Raw genomic sequence first — 19,329 nt, forward strand, 5'->3', positions numbered from 1 at the left:
TCTCTACGTCCGCGCCATCCGGTTCGTCCGGATTAGCAAACAACCTCAGCAACAACAAGGCGCAGAATAGCTCGTCTTTACACCTAACGCAACGTGCCCCACCTCCCCCTCCTGCTGCTTGCAACTACCCTGCTGACTGGTTCGGCGGGGGCGCAAAGCCTACGGCCGAAGGCGCGGGAGCAAGTGGCACCGCCGACGCGAAAAGAGAAGTTCCGGCTGTATCTATTGGTGGGCCAGTCGAATATGGCGGGGCGTGGCATAGTACAGCCCCAAGACACCATACCGAACCGCCACGTGCTGCGCCTGAATGCGGCCGGGCAGTGGGAAGTAGCTCAGGACCCGATTCATTTCGACAAAAGCGTGGCGGGGGTGGGTCCGGGCCTGACGTTTGGCCGGACGCTGTCGGAGCAGGATACCAGCTTGGTTATTGGGCTGATTCCGTGCGCGGTGGGTGGCTCGGCTATCCGCTACTGGCAGCCGGGCGCATTCTACCCACCCACCAAAACCAACCCCTACGACGATGCCATCCGGCGGGCAAAAACGGCTATGCAGAACGGCACGCTGGCCGGCGTCATCTGGCACCAGGGCGAATCGGACAGCAACCCAGCCGGCAGCACGGCCTACGGGCCAAGCCTAACGGCCTTGATTGCCCGTTTCCGCCAGGATTTGCAGGCGCCAGACGTGCCGTTTCTGGCCGGGCAGCTACCGGAGTTCCAGCTTCTGAAGCTGGACAGCGCCGGCCGGCCGCACACCAACGAAGCCGCCCAACGCATTAACGCCACGGTAGCGGCGCTGCAAAAGACGGTACCGCGCTACGCCTACGTCACGGCCGAGGGCACCACCCACATCGGCGACTACACGCATTTCAATACGGCTTCGGCCCGCCTGATGGGCCAGCGCTACGCCGTAGCCATGCTGCGTCTTCAGAAAGCCAGCAAGAGCATCAGGAAATAAGTACGCCTGTTCGCACACTCCCAATTCCCATCCCATGAAAGCGACCACCCTGCTGAGTGCTTTGAGTGTGACGCTGCTTACGCAGTGCGGCGACAAGGACCCGGCAGCTGCGCCGGCCCCAACCACGCCGACCGTGCCGCCGGTGGCCAGCCTGAAGTCGGTGGCGCCGTTTCCGGTGGGGGCCGCCGTGAGCATCAACCTGCTGAAGACCCGCCCCGCCTATCGCCAGCTGATGGCCACCGAGTACAACAGCATCACGGCCGAAAACGCCATGAAGTTCGGCGCGCTGCACCCGTCGGCTACCACCTACAACTGGGTGGATGCCGACTACCTCGTGGACTTCGCGCAGCAGAACAGCATGCGCGTGCACGGCCACACGCTGCTCTGGTACAACTCACTGCCCGGTTGGGTCACGAGCTTCCAGGGCGACTCAGCAGCCTGGGAAAACCTAATGAAAACGCACATCCAGACCGTGGTGACGCACTTCCGGGGCAAGGTGCAGGCCTGGGACGTGGTGAACGAGGCCATCGACGACAGCGGCAATCTGCGCACCGCCAACGTGTGGCGCCAGCACCTCGGCGACCAGTACATCGACCGCGCCTTCCGCTACGCCCACGCCGCCGACCCCGCCGCGCTGCTGTTCTACAACGACTATGGCCACGAGTACAGCACCGCCCGCCGCACCGGCATCCTGGCCTTGGTCAATGGCCTCAAAAACCGCGGCGTGCCCATCCACGGCGTCGGGCTGCAGATGCACACCAGCAGCAACATCACCGATGCGCGCATTGCCGAGGCCATCACCAGCGCCGCTGCTACCGGCCTGAAGGTGCACGTGGCGGAGCTGGACATTTCGATGAACCCGGGCCGGTCTGCCAGCGCCACGTTTACGCCTGCGCTGGCCGCCGCTCAGAAGGTGAAGTACAAGGCACTGGCCCAAACTTTCAAGGCCCTGCCCGCCGCGCAGCGCTACGGCATCACCACTTGGAACGTAGCCGACGCCGACACCTGGAAGCGCAACGACTGCAGCTGCCCCGAATGGCCCCTCCCCTTCGACGACAACTACCAGCGCAAACCCGCCTATGACGGCCTCGTGGAAGGTTTGCAATAAGCCAGATCAAGTATGACGGTTTTCCACATAAAGCTCTCTTAATCACCCCGGCCGAAGGAAAGTGTAGCCGGATGTCTCCGAATTGCAAGCCAGTGTGTGGGAATGCTGCGTTTGTGGAATGGGGGGATGACAACCGCGCTACGCTTCTCCTGCCGCCGGGCACTATTGCCCGCTTACCGATTTCCATTTCTTCCGAATGCTTTCTTCCAACTCCAGATCCTTTTTCCTCGCCGCGCTGCTGCTCACGGGCGCCCTCCCGACCACGGCCCAGAAAACCAAGCCGCTTGATGCCGCCGCCATCGAGCAGCGCATCACCGGTTTGCTGCAGCAGATGACACTGGAAGAGAAAGTCGGCCAGCTCAACCAGTACTCCGGCCGCGAGGTAACCGGCCCGGCCAGCAACCGCAAAACTGACTTGCTCAATAGCATCCGTAGCGGGCAGGTGGGTTCCATGCTGAACGTGAAAGGCGTGCAGGACACCCGCGCTATCCAGGCCGAGGCGCTGAAGTCGCGGCTGAAAATTCCGCTGCTGTTCTCGCTCGACGTGATTCACGGCTACCAGACCGTTTTTCCGATTCCGCTGGGCGAGGCGGCTTCCTGGGACTTGGCCGCTATCCGCGAATCGGCGCATGTGGCGGCTCGCGAGGCGGCGGCGTCCGGCATCCACTGGACGTTTGCGCCGATGGTGGACATCGGGCGCGACCCGCGCTGGGGCCGGGTGATGGAAGGCGCCGGCGAAGACACCTACCTCGGCGCCCAGATTGCACGGGCCCGCGTGCTGGGCTTCCAGGGCGAAAAGCTGGGCGGCACCGATGCCATTATGGCCTGCGCCAAGCACTTCGCGGCCTACGGCGCCGCCCTGGCCGGCCGCGACTACAACGTGGTGGATATGAGCGAGCAGCAGCTCTGGGAAGTGTACCTACCGCCGTTTAAGGCGGCCGCCGATGCCGGCGTGGCCACGTTCATGAACTCCTTCAACACCCTGAACGGCGTGCCCGCCACCGGCAGCAGCTACCTGCAGCGCGACATCCTGAAAGGCCAGTGGAACTACCCGGGTTTTGTAGTGAGTGACTGGGGCAGCATCGCCGAGATGGTGCCCTGGGGCTATGCCCGTGACAAAGCCGATGCCGCTCAGAAGGCCCTGGCCGCCGGCTCCGACATGGACATGGAAAGCGACGCCTACCACACCACGCTGGCCCAGCTGGTGAAGAGCGGCCAGTCCGACGAAAAGCAGCTGGACGACGCCGTGCGCCGTATTCTGCGCAAAAAGTTCGAGCTGGGACTGTTTGAGGACCCCTACAAGTTCTCGGACCTGAAGCGCGAGAAGAAAGTCCTCAACGACCCGCAGCACCGCGTGGCCGCTCGCGACGCGGCCCGCAAATCCATTGTGCTGCTGGAAAACCGCAACAACACGCTGCCGCTGGCGCAGCCGCGCAGCATTGCCGTCATCGGGCCGCTGGCCAAGGCCAAACGCGACCTGGCCGGCAGCTGGATTGTGCTGGCCGACACCACCCAGATTACCTCTCTGCACGACGGCCTGAGCAAGCGCGCCGGCAAAAACACCCAGATCCGCTACGCCAAGGGCTGCGAGGTGGAGGGCAGCTCCCGCGCCGGCTTTGCGGCCGCCGTAGAAACCGCCAAAACTGCCGACGTGGTGGTGCTGGCCGTGGGCGAAACCTGGGACATGAGCGGCGAGGCCAAGTCGCGCACCGACATCCGGCTGCCCGGTGTGCAGGAAGAGCTGTTTCAGGCCCTGAAAGCTACCGGCAAACCGATTGTGGTGGTGCTGATGGCCGGCCGGCCGCTCATCTTCAACACCATTGCCGACCAGGCCGACGCCGTGCTCTACGGCTGGTTTCCGGGCTCGGAGGGCGGCACCGCCCTGGCCGACGTGCTGTTCGGCGACTACAACCCCGGCGGCAAGCTGCCCAGCACCTTCCCGCGCAACATGGGCCAGATTCCGCTCAACTACCAGCAGTACAACACCGGCCGCCCCGTCACGAAGCCCGGCGACATCCGCTACAAATCGGCCTACATCGACGCGCCCAACACGCCGCGCTACGCCTTCGGCCACGGCCTGAGCTACACCACGTTCAAGTATGACGCCCTGAAAATCGACAAGGCCAGCCTGGCGGCGGGGCAAAGCGCGCAGGTGCAGCTCACCGTCACAAACACCGGCAAAGTGGCCGGCGAGGAAGTGGTGCAGTTGTATCTGCGCGACTTGGTGGCTTCGGTGGCCCGGCCGCTCAAAGAGCTCAAGGACTTCCAGAAAATCAGCCTCCGGCCCGGCGAAACCAAAACCGTCACCTTCACCCTCACGCCCGACAAACTGGCCTTCTACAACCGCCAGTTGCAATGGGCTGCCGAGCCCGGCGAGTTCCAGCTAATGCTCGGTTCCGCCTCCGACGATATCCGCCTCGAAAGCCGGCTCACGCTCCTTCCCTAACGTATCATATGACGCCTGTTTCTTCCGCGCCGGCCCCGGCTGCTGCGCCCGTATCCACTGCCCGCCCCATGTCTGCGCTCAACCAGTTTTCCCTTCACGGCAAAGTCATCGTCATCACCGGGGCTACCGGCGTGCTGGGCGAGGCGCTGTCGTTGGCCGTGGCCGAGGCCGGGGCCCGCGTGGCCATTCTGGGCCGCGACGCCGGCCGCGCCGCCGAGCGGGTGGCCGCCATTGAGGCCGTGGGCGGCGAGGCACTGTCGGTGCTGGCCGATGTGCTCGACAAAGGCCAGATGCAGGCCGCCTGCGACGAAATCATGCAGGCCTGGGGCCGCATCGACGGGCTGGTAAACGCGGCCGGCGGCAACCTGCCCGGCGCCACCATCGGCCCCGACCAGGACGTGTTCGACCTCAGCATCGAGGACACCCGCCGCGCCGTGGACCTCAACCTGTTCGGCACCGTGATACCCACCACCGTGTTCGGCCGCGTGATGGCCGAGCAGGGCAAGGGCTCAATTGTGAACGTGTCGAGCCTGACCGCACAGCGTCCTCTGACGCGGGTGCTGGGCTACACCATGGCCAAGAAAGCGGTGGAAGCCTACACGCAGTGGATGGCGGTGGAGCTGGGCCTTCGCTACGGCGGCGGCCTGCGCATGAACGCTATTGCGCCCGGCGTGTTCCTGACCGAGCAGAACCGCGCCCTCCTCGTGCTGCCCGACGGCACCCCCACCGACCGAGCCCGCAAGTTTATTGCCGCCACGCCCTACCAGCGCTTCGGCCAGCCCGAGGAACTCACTGGCACGCTCATTTACCTGCTCAGCGACGCCTCCCGTTTCGTCACCGGCGAAACGGTGATGGTGGACGGCGGCTTCAACGCCTACAGCGGGGTGTGATGGGTGGGGTTACGCGCGAAAAGACTGTCATGCTGAGCTTGCCGAAGCATCTCTTCCGCTTCGTTGCAATGCTTACTGATTAGCCAGAGGTAGAGATGCTTCGGCAAGCTCAGCATGACGGTCAAATAAACCAGATACCTTATTCCCCAAACTCACGCAATGCCCCTAATCCAAAGCTGGCGCTGGTACGGCCCGAACGACCCGGTTAGCTTAGCGGATATCCGCCAAGCTGGCGCTACCGATGTGGTGTCGGCCCTGCACCACGTGCCCAATGGCGAGGTGTGGCCAATAGCCGAAATTCAGCAGCGCCAGCTGGAAGTGGCCGCCGCGGGCCTGACGTGGAGTGTGGTGGAAAGCGTGCCGGTGCACGAACACATCAAAACCCGCACCGGCGACTTCCCGCGCTACATCCTGAATTACCAGCAGACGCTGCGTCATCTGGCCGCCTGCGGCATCCATACCGTCACGTACAACTTCATGCCGGTGCTCGACTGGACCCGCACCGACCTAGCCTACGAGGTGGAGGACGGCTCCCGGGCCCTGCGCTTCGAGCGCGCCGCCTTTGTGGCCTTTGATGCGCTACTGCTCCAGCGGCCCGGCACCCGCGCCGAGTATGCTGCGCCGGAGCTGGCCCAGGCCGAAGCCCGGCTGGCCGGCATGAGCGCTGACGAAAGGCAGCAGCTGCAGCGCAACATCATTGCCGGGCTGCCGGGCTCCGAGGCAAGCTTCACGCTCCAGCAGTTTCAGCAGGCCCTCGACGCCTACGCCGGCATCGACGCCGCCAAGCTGCGCGAGCATCTAGTACTGTTTCTGAAGGAAATTGTGCCCGTGGCAGAGGAAGTGGGCGTCAACCTCGCCATTCACCCCGACGACCCGCCCTACCCCATCCTGGGGTTGCCCCGCGTGGTGAGCACCGCCGCCGACGTGCAGGCCCTGGCCGACGCCGTGCCCTCGGTACGCAATGGCCTGTGCTTCTGCACCGGCTCGTTCGGTGTGCGCCCCGACAATGATCTGCCCGCTATGGTGCAGCAGTTTGCCGGGCGCATCCACTTCCTGCACCTGCGCAGCACCCAGCGCGACGCGGCCGGCAACTTCTACGAGGCCAACCACCTGGAAGGCGACGTGGACATGTACGCCGTGCTGCGGGAACTGGTGCTGCTGATGCGCCAGCGCCAGACCAGCCTGCCCATGCGCCCCGACCATGGCCACCAGATGCTCGACGACCTGCATAAGCGCACCAATCCCGGCTACTCAGCCATTGGTCGGCTGCGCGGGCTGGCCGAGTTACGCGGGCTGGAAATGGGCATTGCGCGCGGGCTGGCGTAGCACCTTTTCAGCAGGCACATTGGCCCCGGTGGCCGCTGCCTGGAGAACCAGCATCCCGACGGCAGGCCGCAGGCAGGCAACGTGCATCAACCTTTTGCCGGCCGGGCTAGTAAAACCCATGAAGCCCGAATACTCGTGGCCCGGCACCTGCCTTACCTCTCCCCGCTATGCGCGCTATCCGTTTTCCCTTCCTGGCAGCCCTGATGGTGCTGCTCACCTTTTCGCTCAGTAGCTGCGACGCCGTTGGCACCATCTTCAAAGCCGGCGCCTGGACAGGCATCATCGGCGTGTTTCTGGTTGTGGTGCTGCTCTGGTTCGTCATCACCCGCATCCGGCGCTAGTTTCCCGGCGCTCCAATACGCAAAAAGGGCGGCCCCGCGGGGTCGCCCTTTTGTGTTGCGGAGGCAATGCTGTGCTGCTATTGCTTCACTACGCGCAGTACTTTGGCGCCATGCGCAGCGCTGAGCTTCAGCAGATAAATCCCCGCAGGCTGAGCCTGCAGGTCCAGCGTGCTTTGGCCACTGAGCTGTTGCACGACTTTGCCCAGCGTATTGTGTACTGTGCCCGTCACGGCCGCCGGCTGGCCATTGGCATCCAGCACCCGAAACACGCCGGTACCAGGGTTGGGTGCCAAAGCCAGCGTCTGCAGCGCATCGGCACAGGTGGCGCAGCCCGTCACGGCCACAATAGGCGAGTACTGGTAGGTACCATCCAGGTCGGTCTGGCGCAGGCGGTAGTAGGCCAGGCCGTTCAGAGGCTGCTGATCCAGGTAGGAGTAGGTAGTGGACTGCGCAGTGGTGCCCCGGCCAGCTACGGTGCCTATTTTCACAAACTCACGGCCATCGGCACTACGCTCCACCGCGAAGTAGTCGTTGTTGAGCTCTGAAGCGGTTTTCCATTCGCAATGCACGGCGTCCTGCGTACGCGCAGCGGAAAAAGCCACCAGCGTAACCGGCAGCGGCCCTACCGCCCGCGACGACACGCCGAAGGGCGAGAAGCTGGTGATGCCGGTACGGGTAGCCCTGGTTCCGGATACTGATGAAGCAGCGGCGGCCGGCTTATCGAAGTACGGAGTGGTACCGGTGATGTAGTGAGAAACATAGGCCTGCGCCGCAACGAAGGCGGTAGCAGTGGAGCCGCCAACCTGGTCTGCGGCATTCCACTGCAGCCCCATCGTGATGTTGGAGTTACCGGCTACTTCCTCCGATATCAGCCAGGTTTTCTTGACGTTCTGGGTTTTCACTACCGTGCCCGCAACGCTGTCTTCGGCGGCCGTATAGCGGCGGTACAACCCATCAATAACGCGCACTGAGAAAACATCTTCGTTGCGGGCGGTGGTGCTGAGGGGCTGCTGCAAGAAAGCCGGCGTATAGCTGGAGGCAGTGCTGCCGACCGGAAAAAGCACATCCGTTCCGTTGTTGGTGACAGACTGCCGAAGCGAGCCTTTGCCATTGGTCACTACATAAGCGGTAGCAGAATTGCCCGTAATAGTGCCGCCTCGGATCAAGTTCAGATTGTTGTTGCCGAGCTGCAGTTTGGCATTATCCACAAAAATCAGATTGCCGTTGACCACCGTATTGGCGGTAAGAAGCTTCGGGCCGGCTCCATTTACTTTCAGGTTGCCGTAGGATGGCTGGGTGATGCTGATAGGCTGCTCCGTGGTGATATACTCGACAGTACTGGAGTTATCAATTCGGCCGAGGGTGAAGACAGGGTTAGGCTGCTGAGTAATGAACGTGGCCCCGGCACCTACATCAATAGTTGCGCTGATGTCGTCGTCGTCGGCTAGCTGAAGCACAGCACCCGTCACGCCGGGCCGTCCTACAACCACTTTTGAGTTGGCGCCCCCTACTGTCCAGGTGCTCTTGTTAAGAAACCCGGGCGCACCACTTATGCGGCTTGCAGTGCCCGTGCCCTGTACGTAGTAGGTGATGTTGGGCGCAGTAAAGTTGGTAGGAGCTGTACCGGTGCCATCCGTGCTGGTGCCCCAGTTTCCCAGCACGTCCAGGTCGCCCGAAGCTTTGGAATAGTAAATACCCGTAACCGGCGTCACCAGCACATCATCGATGCTGAGGCCGTTGCCGTTAGTAGTGTTGTTCAGTACATAGCTCCAGCGCAGCATAATTTCCTGCCCGTTCGCTAGGTTCAGGTTATTCAGTGTCACCTGCCGCACCCGGCGGTTGGAGGGCGAATTACCGTCGCGGCTGGAAATAACGGTAGTAGTGGAAGGCGCGTCCACGTCCAGCGCGTTGATATCCGTCCAGGTACCGGCACTGCTGAGCAGACTCTGCAGGGTGGTGCCGGTCAGGTAAGACACGTCCACGCGGGCCGCATCCTGCCGGCCGGAGTTGTACCACTGCTCCATGGCGTACTGGATTTCCAGGTTTTTAATCGTTACGCCTGAGCTGTTTTTAAACCTGATACCGGCATGCCCGATACCGTTGGCGGTAGTGGTAGCGGCAATGCCCCCAAACGACCTGTCGGTGCTGCCGGTGTCGCCGAAATGGTAGTAGTTGGCGATAATGTTGGAGCCGTCATTGGCCGCAATTACGGTGGGATTAAACGCGACTGTACCAAACTCTGCCTGCGCATACACTCCCAGAATAGTGGAGTTATTTGCAAAAACGCTTCCCGTCAGGGAATTGAAATTCTGTGTGTAGGCGCCCAGGTTGGCAGCCGTAAATTCGTACTGTGCCGCGGCAGGTGCGGCACTCAACGCAACCAGCAAAGCGGTTAATGCACCGTAGTTTTTTTTCATATTGGAAGAGGCAGATCGACTACTTTTTGAATGAAAAATTCAAGCTTTCACAACTGTTTAGAAGCGTGAAAATTACAAAGAGTCTAACGCCTTGCCAATCATAATATACCCAGAATGCTTTAAATCAGCACTTTCCTATTTAAGTTTAAATTTTCAAAGCAATAATTAAAATATTAATTTTATTATATAAAGACAGCCAATTATAAAAAAAGCCTGCCGATATCCGGCAGGCTTTTTCGCAGATTCTTATTTAGAGATACCCTAGTTTTTCTTCTCTGGCGGCATCGTGCCGATGAGGTGGTCCCAGAGCGTAGTGCTCACGCCGAAAGCAATTTCGTCCTGCCGATAGTGGTGCTGGGCGTGGTGGTGCCACCACACTTTCAGGAAGTTCTTCGGCGGCGAGTACACGTGGATGGCGTAGTGTACAAACAGGTACAGCGCGTAGCCGAACACGAAGCCGGCCAAGATGCCGAAGCCGGCATTGCCGAACGTGAACCGGAAGATGAAGAACAACAGCGACGCCACAAACACCGTCAGGATGGGGGGCATAGCTAGGCGCGTTTTGTCTTTGGGGTACTCGTGGTGCACGCCGTGCATGGTGTATTGGAACTTAGTTTTGCGGGGCGTATCGGCCTTGAGGTGATACACGTAGCGGTGCATCAGGTATTCGGCCAGCGTGAACAGCAGCCAGCCTCCCAGAAACAACCCAAACGCCGATAAGCCCGAAATCAGGCCCCGGCTCAGGCTGTAGTAGAGGCTCACCCCTGCCACCCCAAAGAAAATACTGAGCGGCCCGGCAATATGCGTGTGAGTGAGGCGCTCCAACACCGGGTTTTGGAACAGCTGTGCCGAGCCCTTGTGCTTGGGCTTAACGGCTTGAGCAGGGGTGGCCGGAACGGGTTTCACAGCAGGAGTCGGAGCAGCGGGCGCAGTCTGATTCATGGAGACAAGTATCTGATTCAAGGGGCAAAAGTACGCAGCGCAGTGTAAACCAGCACCAGCTAGGCCAGCGACAGGTACCGGCCCAGCAACCGCCGGACGTTCTCGACGGTGCAGGCGGCCGCGCTGCAGCGCAACGGTGCGCGGTCGTAAAACCTCGTTCGGTGGCGCAAGGTTTCATCCAGGCGGCTAATCAGGGCTTCGCGGTCGGGCAGGCCAGCCAGCAGGGGGCGCTGCACCGCCGCCGCCAGTATGCGCGCCGCCAGCTCCGGGGCGGGCACGTCCAGATACAGCACCGGCCCGTCGGCGAGCAGGGCCTCCAGGTTGTGGTGGAAGCAAGGCGTACCGCCGCCGGTGGCCAGCACGAAGCGGCCGGGCTGCTGCTGCACCTCCCGCAGGATGGCGGCCTCCCGCTCCCGGAAATAGTCCTCGCCCTCGGCCGCGAAAATATCGGCCACGCTGCGTCCCTCCCGGCGCACAATCTCCTCGTCAAGGTCAAGAAACGGCAGTTCATAGGCTACGGCCAGGCCGCGGCCCAGCGTGGTTTTGCCGGCGCCGGGCATCCCAATCAGATACAGCCGCTGCAACTCAGGTTCAGGCATCATACGCAACTAGGAAGTCAGCTTCACCCGCGGATCAAGCACGGCGTACAACATGTCCACGGCAATATTGACCACGACAAACAACGCCGCAATGAAGATAGTAGCGCCCATCACCACCGGAAAATCCAGGTTTTCCACGGCCCGGAGCGTGACGGTGCCCAGACCCTTCCAGTTGAATATGTACTCGATGAAGAAGGCCCCCGCCATCAGCGAAGCCAGCCAGCCCGACACGGCCGTAACCACCGGATTCAGCGCGTTTTTAAGGGCGTGGCCCACCACCGTGCGGTAGCCCGACAGGCCCTTGGCCCGCGCCGTACGGATGTAGTCCTGCCCCAGCACGTCGAGCATGCTGGAGCGGGTGAGCTGCGTGATGACAGCCAGCGGCCGGATGCCCAGCGCAAAGGCCGGCAGCAGCAGGTTGCGCAGCACCAGGTGGCGCCCCGTGAAGGCGTCCGTCTCAAAGAGCTGTCCCGTGAGGTTGAGGCCAGTCCAGCGGCTCCAGTAGAAGCCGAACGTAATGGCAATCAGAATGGCAGCCACGAACGAAGGCACCGAAATACCGAGCACGGAGGTGGTAATCAGCAGCCGGTCGAGCCAGGTGTGCGGCTTAAGCGCGGCCACCACGCCGAACGTAATGCCCAGCACCGCCGCCAGCAGCATGGCAGCCAGCGCCAGCCACAGCGTGCCTGTGAAATGGTCGAGCAGGATGGTAAGCACCTCTTTGTTACTTTGGAAAGAGCGCCGCAAGTAGGGCGTTTTCAGCACCACAGCCCGCTCGCCCAGCGGCAGCAGCGTGAGGCCGCCATACTTGGCCGTACCCGCCGAGTCGCGCGGGTGCACGCCCACCGGCGACACGTCGTTGAGGTAGCCGAGCAGCTGCGCGGGCAAGGGCTTATCAAGGCCGAGGTCGGCGGCAATGGCGGCGCGGGTGGCGGCGTCGGAGCGCTGGCCGGCCAGCAGGGCCACCGGGTCGCCGGGCAGCACCTGAAACAGGAAAAACACCGTGAGAGCCACGCCCGCCAATATTAGCAGGCCATGCCCCAGCCGGCGCAGAAGGAAGGTGAGCATGCGGTAAAGGTAGTGCGGCAGGCTGTCATTACGCAGCCAACAAGCACGTCATTCCGAGCGAAGGCGGAGCCGTAGCCGAGGAATCTCGCTAGTGTGGTAGAATCAAGTTTACTACACTAGCGAGATTCCTCGACTACGGCTCCGCCTTCGCTCGGAATGACGTGCTTGTTGCGCTGTTCTGCCTCTTAAAACAGCTTCTCGACCTTATACAGGTCCGGAATGTCGTGGTAGTGGTATTTGGCCTTCACTACGCCGTCCTGCAGCACTATCAGGCCGGGATTGGAGCGGATCATGGACTTGAGCACGGTGGCGTCGGCGAAGTAGAATAGCCCGGGCAGGTTCACGTCGTGGCGAAACGAGTCGAACTTGGGAGGGCTGGTGCTGGTGATGGTGACAGCCTTGATATTGCGGCGCGACTTGCCGGCGGCTTCCATCAGCGCGTTGATGACTTTGAACCGCTCCCGGTCGGTCTTATTGGTGTTCTGCACGATGAGCACCAGCTTGTTGCCCTGCAGCAACTCCTGCGTGTAAGAGTTGCCATCGGCATCCGACACCTCGAAATCAGTGATCAGCGCCTTGGAGGCCTCCGGATTCAGCGACTCCATGCTCTTGTACTTCCACGTCGAGTCGGTGGGGTACTGGTCGAAGGTCTTGGTTTCGCCGTTGCGCTCCATCACGTACTGGTAGCGCGCCTGCTCCTGCGGCTTCATCAGCTGCCCGATGTTGTTGCCGACCTTGTAGGGCAGGAAGTCGAAATACGGCAGGTGGCCCAGGGCCCGCACCCCAATGCCGATGGCCACGGCCGAGGCCAGCGTGATGTACATCACGCCCAGCTGGCCCTTGGCAAAGCTGTAGCGCAGAAAGCGCTGGTTGAAGAACACCACGGCCCACAGCCCCAGCAGCACCACATCCTTGCTAAACGACTGCCAGGGCGTGAGCTTGATGAAGTCGCCGAAGCAGCCGCAGTCCGTGACCTTGTTGAAGGCCGCCGAGTAGAACGTGAGGAAGCCGAAGAACACCAGCAAAGCCAGCAGCACCCACAGCGTTTTGCGCAGCATCCAACGGAGCAGCAGCGCCACACCCAGCACCACTTCCAGCGAGCTAAGCACGATGCTCATCGTCCGGGCGTAGTCCTTGAAAAACAGGAAAAAGCTGCCGAAGTCCTCGGCAAACACCTCGAAGTATTCTTCCAGCTTCAGGGCCGTGCCCACCGGGTCGTTGAGCTTGATGAGCCCGGAGAAAATGAACAGCGCCCCCAGCAGCAGCCAGCAGACTTTCGTGACAAGTTTCATGAACGGCGTTGAGTAACGGAGTGGAGAGTAACAGAGTAGCTGAGTAAGTAGGTCGCAAACGTCATATGCGCTTTACGCCTGAACTGAGGCCAATACGTAAATATAGGCTTGGTAGCTGCTTACTCAGCCACTCAATTGCTCAGCTACTCTGCGCAGCGCCCTTCTTAATCAGCACAAATACCGCGTAGTTGAGCATGTCGCGGTAGTTGGCCTCCACCCCTTCCGACACGCGCGTGGCGCCGGCCAGGTCCTCGATCTGCTTGGTGCGGTGCAGTTTCATCAGGATGATGTCGGTGATGCTTTCGATGCGCATCTGGCGCCAGGCCTCGCCGTAGTCGTGGTTTTTGGCAAACAGCAGGCGGCGGTTTTCGGCGGTCTGCTCGTCGTAGGCGGCGGCCACGGCGGCGGGCTCCAGCTCCAGCGGCGCGTCGGCGGGCAGGCGCAGTTGCATCAGCGCCATCACGCAGTAGTTGATAATGGCCACAAACTCGCCGTCCACGCCGTCCTCGACCAGCTGGCGGCCCTTCTCCTGAATGCTGCGGATGCGCTGGGCCTTGATATAAATCTGGTCGGTGATGCTGGGCAGGCGCATGATGCGCCAAGCCGTGCCGTAGTCGTGCGTCTTGGCCACAAACAGGGCGCGGCACTGCGCAATCACCTGGTCGTACTCGTGCTGGGTTTGATTCTCCAAGTTTTTGAGGCTATTTTGTTGCAATTCGCCTTTTTCGTCATGCAGAGGCGCAGCCGAAGCATCTCGCCCGAGTAGTACTCCTGTCATTGCGAGCTTGCCGAAGCATCTGGCCAGTGTAGTAAAATCAGTTACCACACGAGCGAGATGCTTCGGCAAGCTCAGCATGACGTTCATTCCCGCCCGAAACCATGCTCCAGGCCCCGCAAGATACGTGTTTCCCCGCTGCGCAAACCCTGCGCTGCCCCGGTGGGCGCCTGCTCGATCTGCGCCGGCCGCAGGTGATGGGCATCCTCAACCTCACCCCTGATTCGTTCTTTGAGGGCAGTCGCATCGAAACCGAAACTGACCTGCTGCGCCGCGCCGAAACCATGCTCACGGCCGGCGCGGCCGTGCTCGATCTGGGCGGCTACTCCTCGCGCCCCGGCGCCGAGCACATTTCGGAAGACGAGGAAAAGCGCCGCCTGATGCCCGCCGTGGCGGCCGTGCACCGCGCCTTCCCCGAGGCCCTGCTGTCGGTGGACACGTTCCGGGCCGGCGTGGCGGCCGAGGCTGTAGCGGCCGGCGCGGCCATCCTTAACGACATCAGCGGCGGCACGCTCGATGCCGATATGCTGCCCACCGCCGGCCGGCTGGGCGTGCCCTACATCCTGATGCACCTGCGCGGCACGCCCCAGACAATGACCCAGCACACCCACTACGAGGGCGACCTGGTGCTGGAGCTGGTGCGCTACTTCCGCGACAAGCTGGCCGTGCTGCGCCAGCACGGCGTCACGGACGTGGTGCTCGACCCCGGCTTCGGCTTCGCCAAAACCCCGGCCCAGAGCCACGAGCTGCTGCGCCGCCTGCCCGAGCTGCGGGTGCTGGGGCTGCCCGTACTGGCGGGCCTCTCCCGCAAAAGCATGGTGTATAAGCCGCTGGGCCTCACGCCCGACGCTGCCCTCACGGGCACGGTGGCCGTGAACACGCTGGCCCTGCTCAACGGGGCCCGGCTGCTGCGCGTACACGACGTGGCCGAAGCCGTGCAGACCGTGCAGCTCGTTTCCAACACCTTTCCCCCGTTTTCGTCGTGATTGGCTCCTTCTCCATCGGCTTCCTGCGCATTGGCTGGATCGACGTCGTGGACGTGCTGCTGGTCACGGTGCTGTTTTATCAGCTCTACAAGCTGCTGACGGGCAGCGTCGCGCTGAAAATTTTCCTGGGCTTCATGTCCATCTACCTGTTTTATCTGGTAGTGAAGGCGGCCGGCATGGAGCTGCTGACCAGCATTCTGGGGCAGTTTATGAGCGTGGGCGTGCTGGCCGGCATCATCCTGTTTCAGCAGGAAATCCGGCGGTTTCTGCTCAATATCGGCAAGGCCACGGCCTTCGAGCGGATGCGCATATTTCCGTGGCGCCGTGAGCCCGACGATGCCGAGCGCCTCAACGTCACGCCCTTCGTGGAAGCCGCCAAGAGCCTGGCCGGCAAGCAGACCGGCGCGCTCATCGCCTTCAGCCTCGCCTCCGACCTCAAGCCCTTCGCCGACACCGGCGACCTGCTCGACGCAGCCGTGAGCAAGCGGCTGCTGCTGAGCATCTTCAACAAAACCAGCCCCCTGCACGATGGCGCCGTCATTATCAGCCGGGGCCGCATCAAGGCGGCGCGCTGCATTCTGCCCGTGAGCGAAAACCCCGACGTGCCCGCCGCCCTGGGTTTGCGCCACCGCGCCGCCATCGGCCTGACGGAAGTGACCGATGCCGTGGTGCTGGTGGTGAGCGAGGAAACCGGCCAGATTTCGCTGGTGCGCGGTGGCGAGGTCTTCCGCAACCTGGCTCCCGCCGACCTGCGCGCCCGCCTCAACGAATTCCTATTCGACGCAGCGCCCAAACCGGCTGCCGCAACTGGCACCACAGCGGCGGAGGTGGCAGCGTAGTAAAATTGCTGCAACCAATCAGCTCATATTGCCGTTATAATTAGCAAATCGTGCTAATAAAACAAGCAATATATGAAAATCCAGGTTGAAAAAGACGAGAAAGGCTTCCTGCCCGACGGCCGCCATTCGGTTGAGATAACGGACATTGAAGAGGGTGTGAGCGAACACCAGAACGTACCTTTCTTTGCCGCCCGCATGGAAAACGAGGATGGCTTTGTTTCGCAACGGTTCTACAACTCGCCGGCTGGCAAGCCCATCATTTTGTCCTTGTATGCTGCCGCAGGCATCAAGCCCGAAGGCGAGCAGGACCTCGACACCAAGCAACTGATCGGCAAAACGCTGTCGGTGGAGGTTAGCGACCACACTTACCCCGACCCGGCTACCGGCCAGGAGCGTAGCATCCGCCAAGCCACCGGCTTCCAGGCTAGCTAAGCCGAGCGTATCTTCCCAACATCAAAAAAGCCTCCGCTGACCAGCGGAGGCTTTTTTGACGTATAGCTGTTGGCTGGGGCAGATTATTCGCCCGGGCAATTACTTCAGCACTTCCAGCGCGGTGCCTACCTCAATGAAGGCGGCAATGGCTTTGTCGAGCTGGGCGCGGGTGTGGGCGGCGGAGAGCTGCACCCGGATGCGGGCCTGGCCTTTGGGCACCACCGGGAAGTAGAACCCCACCACGTAAATTCCCTTTTCCAGCATCTGAGCCGCGAATTCCTGGGCCAGACGGGCATCATAGAGCATGACCGGCACGATGGGGTGCTCGCCGGGCTTGATGTCGAAGCCGGCAGCCGTCATCTTCTCGCGGAAGTATGTGGTGTTTTCCTCGAGCTGGTCGCGGAGCTGGGTGCTTTCGGTGAGCAGCTCCAGTACCCGCAGGCTGGCGCCGACAATGGCGGGCGCGAGGGTGTTGCTGAACAGATACGGGCGGCTGCGCTGGCGCAGCATGTCGATGATTTCTTTGCGGCCCGTGGTGAAGCCGCCCATGGCCCCGCCCAGCGCCTTGCCCAGCGTGCCCGTGATGATGTCGACGCGGCCCATGACGCCCCGCATTTCGTGGGTGCCGCGGCCGGTTTTGCCCAGGAAACCGGTGCTGTGGCACTCGTCCACCATCACCAGGGCCTGGTACTTGTCGGCTAGGTCGCAGATGGCATCCAGGCGGGCAATGGTGCCGTCCATCGAGAACGAGCCGTCGGTGACGATGATGCGGTGGCGGCTGCCTTTGGCGTGGGCGTCCTGGAGCTGCTTTTCCAGGTCAGCCATGTCGTTGTGGGCGTAGCGGTAGCGCTGGGCCTTGCACAAACGCACGCCATCGATGATCGAGGCGTGGTTGAGAGCGTCGCTGATAATGGCGTCCTGCTCGTTGAACAACGGCTCGAACACGCCGCCGTTGGCATCGAAGGCCGCGGCGTAGAGGATGGTGTCCTCGGTGCCCAGGAACTCAGCCAGCTTGGCTTCGAGCTGCTTGTGGATATCCTGGGTGCCGCAGATAAAGCGCACCGACGACAAGCCGTAGCCGTGCGAGTCGATGGCCTCTTTGGCGGCCTTGATGACTTCGGGATGCGAGGACAGGCCCAGGTAGTTGTTGGCGCAGAAATTCAGCACCTCACCCGCCTCGGCGGTTTCAATTTCGGCGCCCTGAGGCGAGGTAATCACCCGCTCCTTTTTGTAGAGGCCGGCGTCTTTGATTTCCTGAAGCTGCTGCTGAAGATCGGGCTGGAGGGTGGTGTACATATGGTGGGTTGATGGAGTGTGGTTTGGTGAACGGGTGGCCGCATAACAAAGATACTACCTGTCATCCTGAGCGGAGCGAAACAGAACGTCATGCTGAGCGAAGGCGCAGCCGTAGTCGAAGCATCTCTACCGCTGGCTAATCAGATGACAACACCAATAACCGCTCCGTAGCCCAGGGTTTAAACCCTGGGCTAGTGAATTGTTCAGCGAAACGGTAGAGATGCTTCGACTACGGCTGCGCCTTCGCTCAGCATGACGTTCTTACTACCGCGCGCTTCTTTCTACCGCGCAAAAAACGCCTGCACGCCGCGTCGGCCGCTGGCCATCAGGCGCTGCTTGTCGGCGTCGGGCATGCGCTTGATTTTGGGGGCGAAGCCTTCAGTGTTGATGCTGACGGTACGGGGCCAGTCCTGGGCGCGGGTGGGGTTGAGGGTTTCCTCGGTGAGGTTGTAGAGGGCCCCGATGTAGCTGCCGAAGCCGTTGATATCGTAAGGGGCCAGCTGCTGGCGGCCGGTGGGCAGCGTGTCGCAGGCAATCTGCTCGGCCCGATCCAGGCGCATGCCCAGGGTTTCGGGGTTGTACACGCGGCCTTCGGCGTCGGGCTTGGTGGAGGCGGAAAGCTGCGCGGGCAGGTAGCGCGGGTAGTCGAACAGCTCCACGGGGTAGTTAGCCAGCAGGCCGCCATCTACCAGCACCTGCACGGGCTGGCCTTTCTCGGGCTTGCCCTGAATGACGTTGCCGCGGGCATCGAGCAGCACGGCCCGGAAATAAAGCGGGATGCTCATGCTGATGCGCACGGCATCGGCCACGCGCAGGGTGGGGTCGGTTTCATGGCTGAACACCTGCACCCGCTGCTGGGTGAGGTTGGTGCCGGTGGTGTAGAGGTCGAGGTAGCGGCCGGGCTGCTGCTGGGTTAGCTGGTGCAGCTCGGCCAGCGTGAGATTGGGGTTGCCGGTTTTGCGGGCTACCAGCTGCATCAGGTGTTCGGTGAGGGCGTCGCCACGGTACCAGCCGAACTGCTTGGTGAGGCGGTGGCTACCCCCGAAAAACAGGAAACGGCCGTCGTTGAAGCGCTGAATGGGCGTGTTGTTCACCACGTCGATGATTTCGCGGGGCGAGTAGCCCACGGCCAGCAGCGCCGCCTGAATGGCCCCGGCCGAGGTGCCGCCCACCCGCTGCAAGCCCGCCAGCACGCCCTGCCGCTCCAGCTCCTCCAGCGCCCCGCCGTAGGCCACGCCCCGGATGCCGCCGCCTTCCATCACCAGGTTGCGGTACACGGGCCGGGCCGCCGGCTGAGCCGCGGGCTGGGCCAGCGCGGGCAGGCTGCCAAGCAGCCAGAATAACAGGAATCGGTAGCGCATAAAACGGACAGGTAAACCGGTAACGACAGGAGCTCAAATATACCGGGGAAGTTGCAGCCGGGCTACTGCCGGACCGTAGCGCGAACGTTACAGTTCGCGCTACGGCGCCGTTCGGACCTTGCCGTTCGGATGTTGCGGTCCGGGCGCCGCCGTTCGAACGGCATGACGGCGCGAACTACAAAGTTCGCGCTACGGCATAACTGCCCTCCCCGAAACCCCGGCGGCCCGTATCTTTGTATTTCTTCACCACCCAGTTC

The 19,329-nt window shown here is 62.1% G+C and carries 17 protein-coding genes; 9 read left to right on the forward strand and 8 right to left on the reverse strand.

Going from position 1 to position 19,329, the window contains the following annotated elements; all coding sequences use genetic code 11:
* Positions 1-93 precede the first annotated feature (93 nt).
* From O3303_RS13650 to O3303_RS13675, 6 genes are all read left to right on the forward strand, one after another.
* Entirely contained in the window at positions 94-954 is an 861-nt protein-coding gene (locus tag O3303_RS13650; protein ID WP_269558949.1) for a sialate O-acetylesterase, read from the forward strand.
* A gap of 34 nt (positions 955-988) precedes the next feature.
* A complete protein-coding gene (locus tag O3303_RS13655; protein WP_269558950.1) occupies positions 989-2,062 on the forward strand; it encodes an endo-1,4-beta-xylanase in 1,074 nt (357 codons plus the stop codon).
* Between the two features lie 196 nt (positions 2,063-2,258).
* Positions 2,259-4,508: a beta-glucosidase BglX gene (gene bglX / locus O3303_RS13660; RefSeq protein WP_269558951.1), complete on the forward strand. Its 2,250-nt coding sequence runs from the start codon at positions 2,259-2,261 to the stop codon at positions 4,506-4,508.
* Positions 4,509-4,516: 8 nt separating this feature from the next.
* Complete coding sequence (locus O3303_RS13665; RefSeq protein ID WP_269558952.1) at positions 4,517-5,398, forward strand: SDR family oxidoreductase; 882 nt, start codon at positions 4,517-4,519, stop codon at positions 5,396-5,398.
* 159 nt (positions 5,399-5,557) lie between these two features.
* Positions 5,558-6,724: a mannonate dehydratase gene (uxuA, locus tag O3303_RS13670; RefSeq protein WP_269558953.1), complete on the forward strand. Its 1,167-nt coding sequence runs from the start codon at positions 5,558-5,560 to the stop codon at positions 6,722-6,724.
* Between the two features lie 167 nt (positions 6,725-6,891).
* A complete protein-coding gene (locus O3303_RS13675; protein ID WP_269558954.1) occupies positions 6,892-7,065 on the forward strand; it encodes a hypothetical protein in 174 nt (57 codons plus the stop codon).
* Between the two features lie 77 nt (positions 7,066-7,142).
* Here the strand turns inward: O3303_RS13675 and O3303_RS13680 are convergent, their stop codons facing one another.
* From O3303_RS13680 to O3303_RS13705, 6 genes are all read right to left on the reverse strand, one after another.
* Positions 7,143-9,482, reverse strand: a complete 2,340-nt coding sequence (locus O3303_RS13680; protein WP_269558955.1) for a T9SS type A sorting domain-containing protein — start codon at positions 9,480-9,482, stop codon at positions 7,143-7,145.
* A gap of 261 nt (positions 9,483-9,743) precedes the next feature.
* The gene (locus O3303_RS13685; RefSeq protein WP_269558956.1) at positions 9,744-10,424 is read right to left on the reverse strand and encodes a sterol desaturase family protein; all 681 of its coding nucleotides are present in this window, start codon (positions 10,422-10,424) and stop codon (positions 9,744-9,746) included.
* A 59-nt stretch (positions 10,425-10,483) separates the two neighbouring features.
* Positions 10,484-11,026, reverse strand: a complete 543-nt coding sequence (locus O3303_RS13690) for a shikimate kinase (protein WP_269558957.1) — start codon at positions 11,024-11,026, stop codon at positions 10,484-10,486.
* A gap of 6 nt (positions 11,027-11,032) precedes the next feature.
* Positions 11,033-12,091, reverse strand: coding sequence for an ABC transporter permease (locus O3303_RS13695; protein ID WP_269558958.1), 1,059 nt, complete (start codon positions 12,089-12,091; stop codon positions 11,033-11,035).
* 185 nt (positions 12,092-12,276) lie between these two features.
* Positions 12,277-13,383 carry a BT_3928 family protein gene (locus tag O3303_RS13700; protein ID WP_269558959.1) on the reverse strand — a complete coding sequence of 369 codons (1,107 nt, stop codon included), beginning with the start codon at positions 13,381-13,383 and terminating at the stop codon, positions 12,277-12,279.
* 139 nt (positions 13,384-13,522) lie between these two features.
* Positions 13,523-14,074 (reverse strand): DUF1599 domain-containing protein, encoded by a 552-nt coding sequence (locus O3303_RS13705; RefSeq protein ID WP_269558960.1) that lies wholly within the window; start codon positions 14,072-14,074, stop codon positions 13,523-13,525.
* A 188-nt stretch (positions 14,075-14,262) separates the two neighbouring features.
* On the opposite strand from O3303_RS13705, the gene folP reads away from it, so the two are divergent.
* The 3 genes from folP (at position 14,263) to O3303_RS13720 (ending at position 16,415) form a co-directional block, all read left to right on the forward strand.
* Positions 14,263-15,144: a dihydropteroate synthase gene (folP, locus tag O3303_RS13710; protein WP_269558961.1), complete on the forward strand. Its 882-nt coding sequence runs from the start codon at positions 14,263-14,265 to the stop codon at positions 15,142-15,144.
* Entirely contained in the window at positions 15,141-15,983 is an 843-nt protein-coding gene (cdaA, locus tag O3303_RS13715; protein ID WP_269558962.1) for a diadenylate cyclase CdaA, read from the forward strand. The genes folP and cdaA overlap by 4 nt, the downstream gene beginning before the upstream one ends.
* Positions 15,984-16,055: 72 nt before the next feature.
* A complete protein-coding gene (locus tag O3303_RS13720; RefSeq protein WP_269558963.1) occupies positions 16,056-16,415 on the forward strand; it encodes a hypothetical protein in 360 nt (119 codons plus the stop codon).
* Positions 16,416-16,514: 99 nt separating this feature from the next.
* Here O3303_RS13720 and kbl read toward each other — a convergent pair whose 3' ends face one another.
* Both kbl and O3303_RS13730 read right to left on the reverse strand, forming a co-directional pair.
* On the reverse strand, positions 16,515-17,711 hold the full coding sequence (gene kbl, locus O3303_RS13725; protein ID WP_269558964.1) for a glycine C-acetyltransferase: 1,197 nt from the start codon (positions 17,709-17,711) through the stop codon (positions 16,515-16,517).
* 281 nt (positions 17,712-17,992) lie between these two features.
* Positions 17,993-19,072: a patatin-like phospholipase family protein gene (locus O3303_RS13730; protein ID WP_269558965.1), complete on the reverse strand. Its 1,080-nt coding sequence runs from the start codon at positions 19,070-19,072 to the stop codon at positions 17,993-17,995.
* Positions 19,073-19,329: the final 257 nt, after the last annotated feature.

The sequence above is a fragment of the Hymenobacter canadensis genome, assembly GCF_027359925.1.
GTDB lineage: Bacteria > Bacteroidota > Bacteroidia > Cytophagales > Hymenobacteraceae > Hymenobacter > Hymenobacter canadensis.

Bases quoted from the DNA above. Each gene is read 5' to 3' on its own strand.
- bglX (WP_269558951.1), top strand. From the start codon at position 2,259: ATGCTTTCTTCCAACTCCAGATCCTTTTTCCTCGCCGCGCTGCTGCTC.
- kbl (WP_269558964.1), bottom strand. From the start codon at position 17,711: ATGTACACCACCCTCCAGCCCGATCTTCAGCAGCAGCTTCAGGAAATC.
- O3303_RS13700 (WP_269558959.1), bottom strand. From the start codon at position 13,383: ATGAAACTTGTCACGAAAGTCTGCTGGCTGCTGCTGGGGGCGCTGTTC.
- O3303_RS13675 (WP_269558954.1), top strand. From the start codon at position 6,892: ATGCGCGCTATCCGTTTTCCCTTCCTGGCAGCCCTGATGGTGCTGCTC.
- O3303_RS13685 (WP_269558956.1), bottom strand. From the start codon at position 10,424: ATGAATCAGACTGCGCCCGCTGCTCCGACTCCTGCTGTGAAACCCGTT.
- O3303_RS13695 (WP_269558958.1), bottom strand. From the start codon at position 12,091: ATGCTCACCTTCCTTCTGCGCCGGCTGGGGCATGGCCTGCTAATATTG.
- O3303_RS13655 (WP_269558950.1), top strand. From the start codon at position 989: ATGAAAGCGACCACCCTGCTGAGTGCTTTGAGTGTGACGCTGCTTACG.
- O3303_RS13680 (WP_269558955.1), bottom strand. From the start codon at position 9,482: ATGAAAAAAAACTACGGTGCATTAACCGCTTTGCTGGTTGCGTTGAGT.
- uxuA (WP_269558953.1), top strand. From the start codon at position 5,558: ATGCCCCTAATCCAAAGCTGGCGCTGGTACGGCCCGAACGACCCGGTT.
- O3303_RS13690 (WP_269558957.1), bottom strand. From the start codon at position 11,026: ATGATGCCTGAACCTGAGTTGCAGCGGCTGTATCTGATTGGGATGCCC.
- O3303_RS13730 (WP_269558965.1), bottom strand. From the start codon at position 19,072: ATGCGCTACCGATTCCTGTTATTCTGGCTGCTTGGCAGCCTGCCCGCG.
- O3303_RS13665 (WP_269558952.1), top strand. From the start codon at position 4,517: ATGACGCCTGTTTCTTCCGCGCCGGCCCCGGCTGCTGCGCCCGTATCC.
- O3303_RS13720 (WP_269558963.1), top strand. From the start codon at position 16,056: ATGAAAATCCAGGTTGAAAAAGACGAGAAAGGCTTCCTGCCCGACGGC.
- folP (WP_269558961.1), top strand. From the start codon at position 14,263: ATGCTCCAGGCCCCGCAAGATACGTGTTTCCCCGCTGCGCAAACCCTG.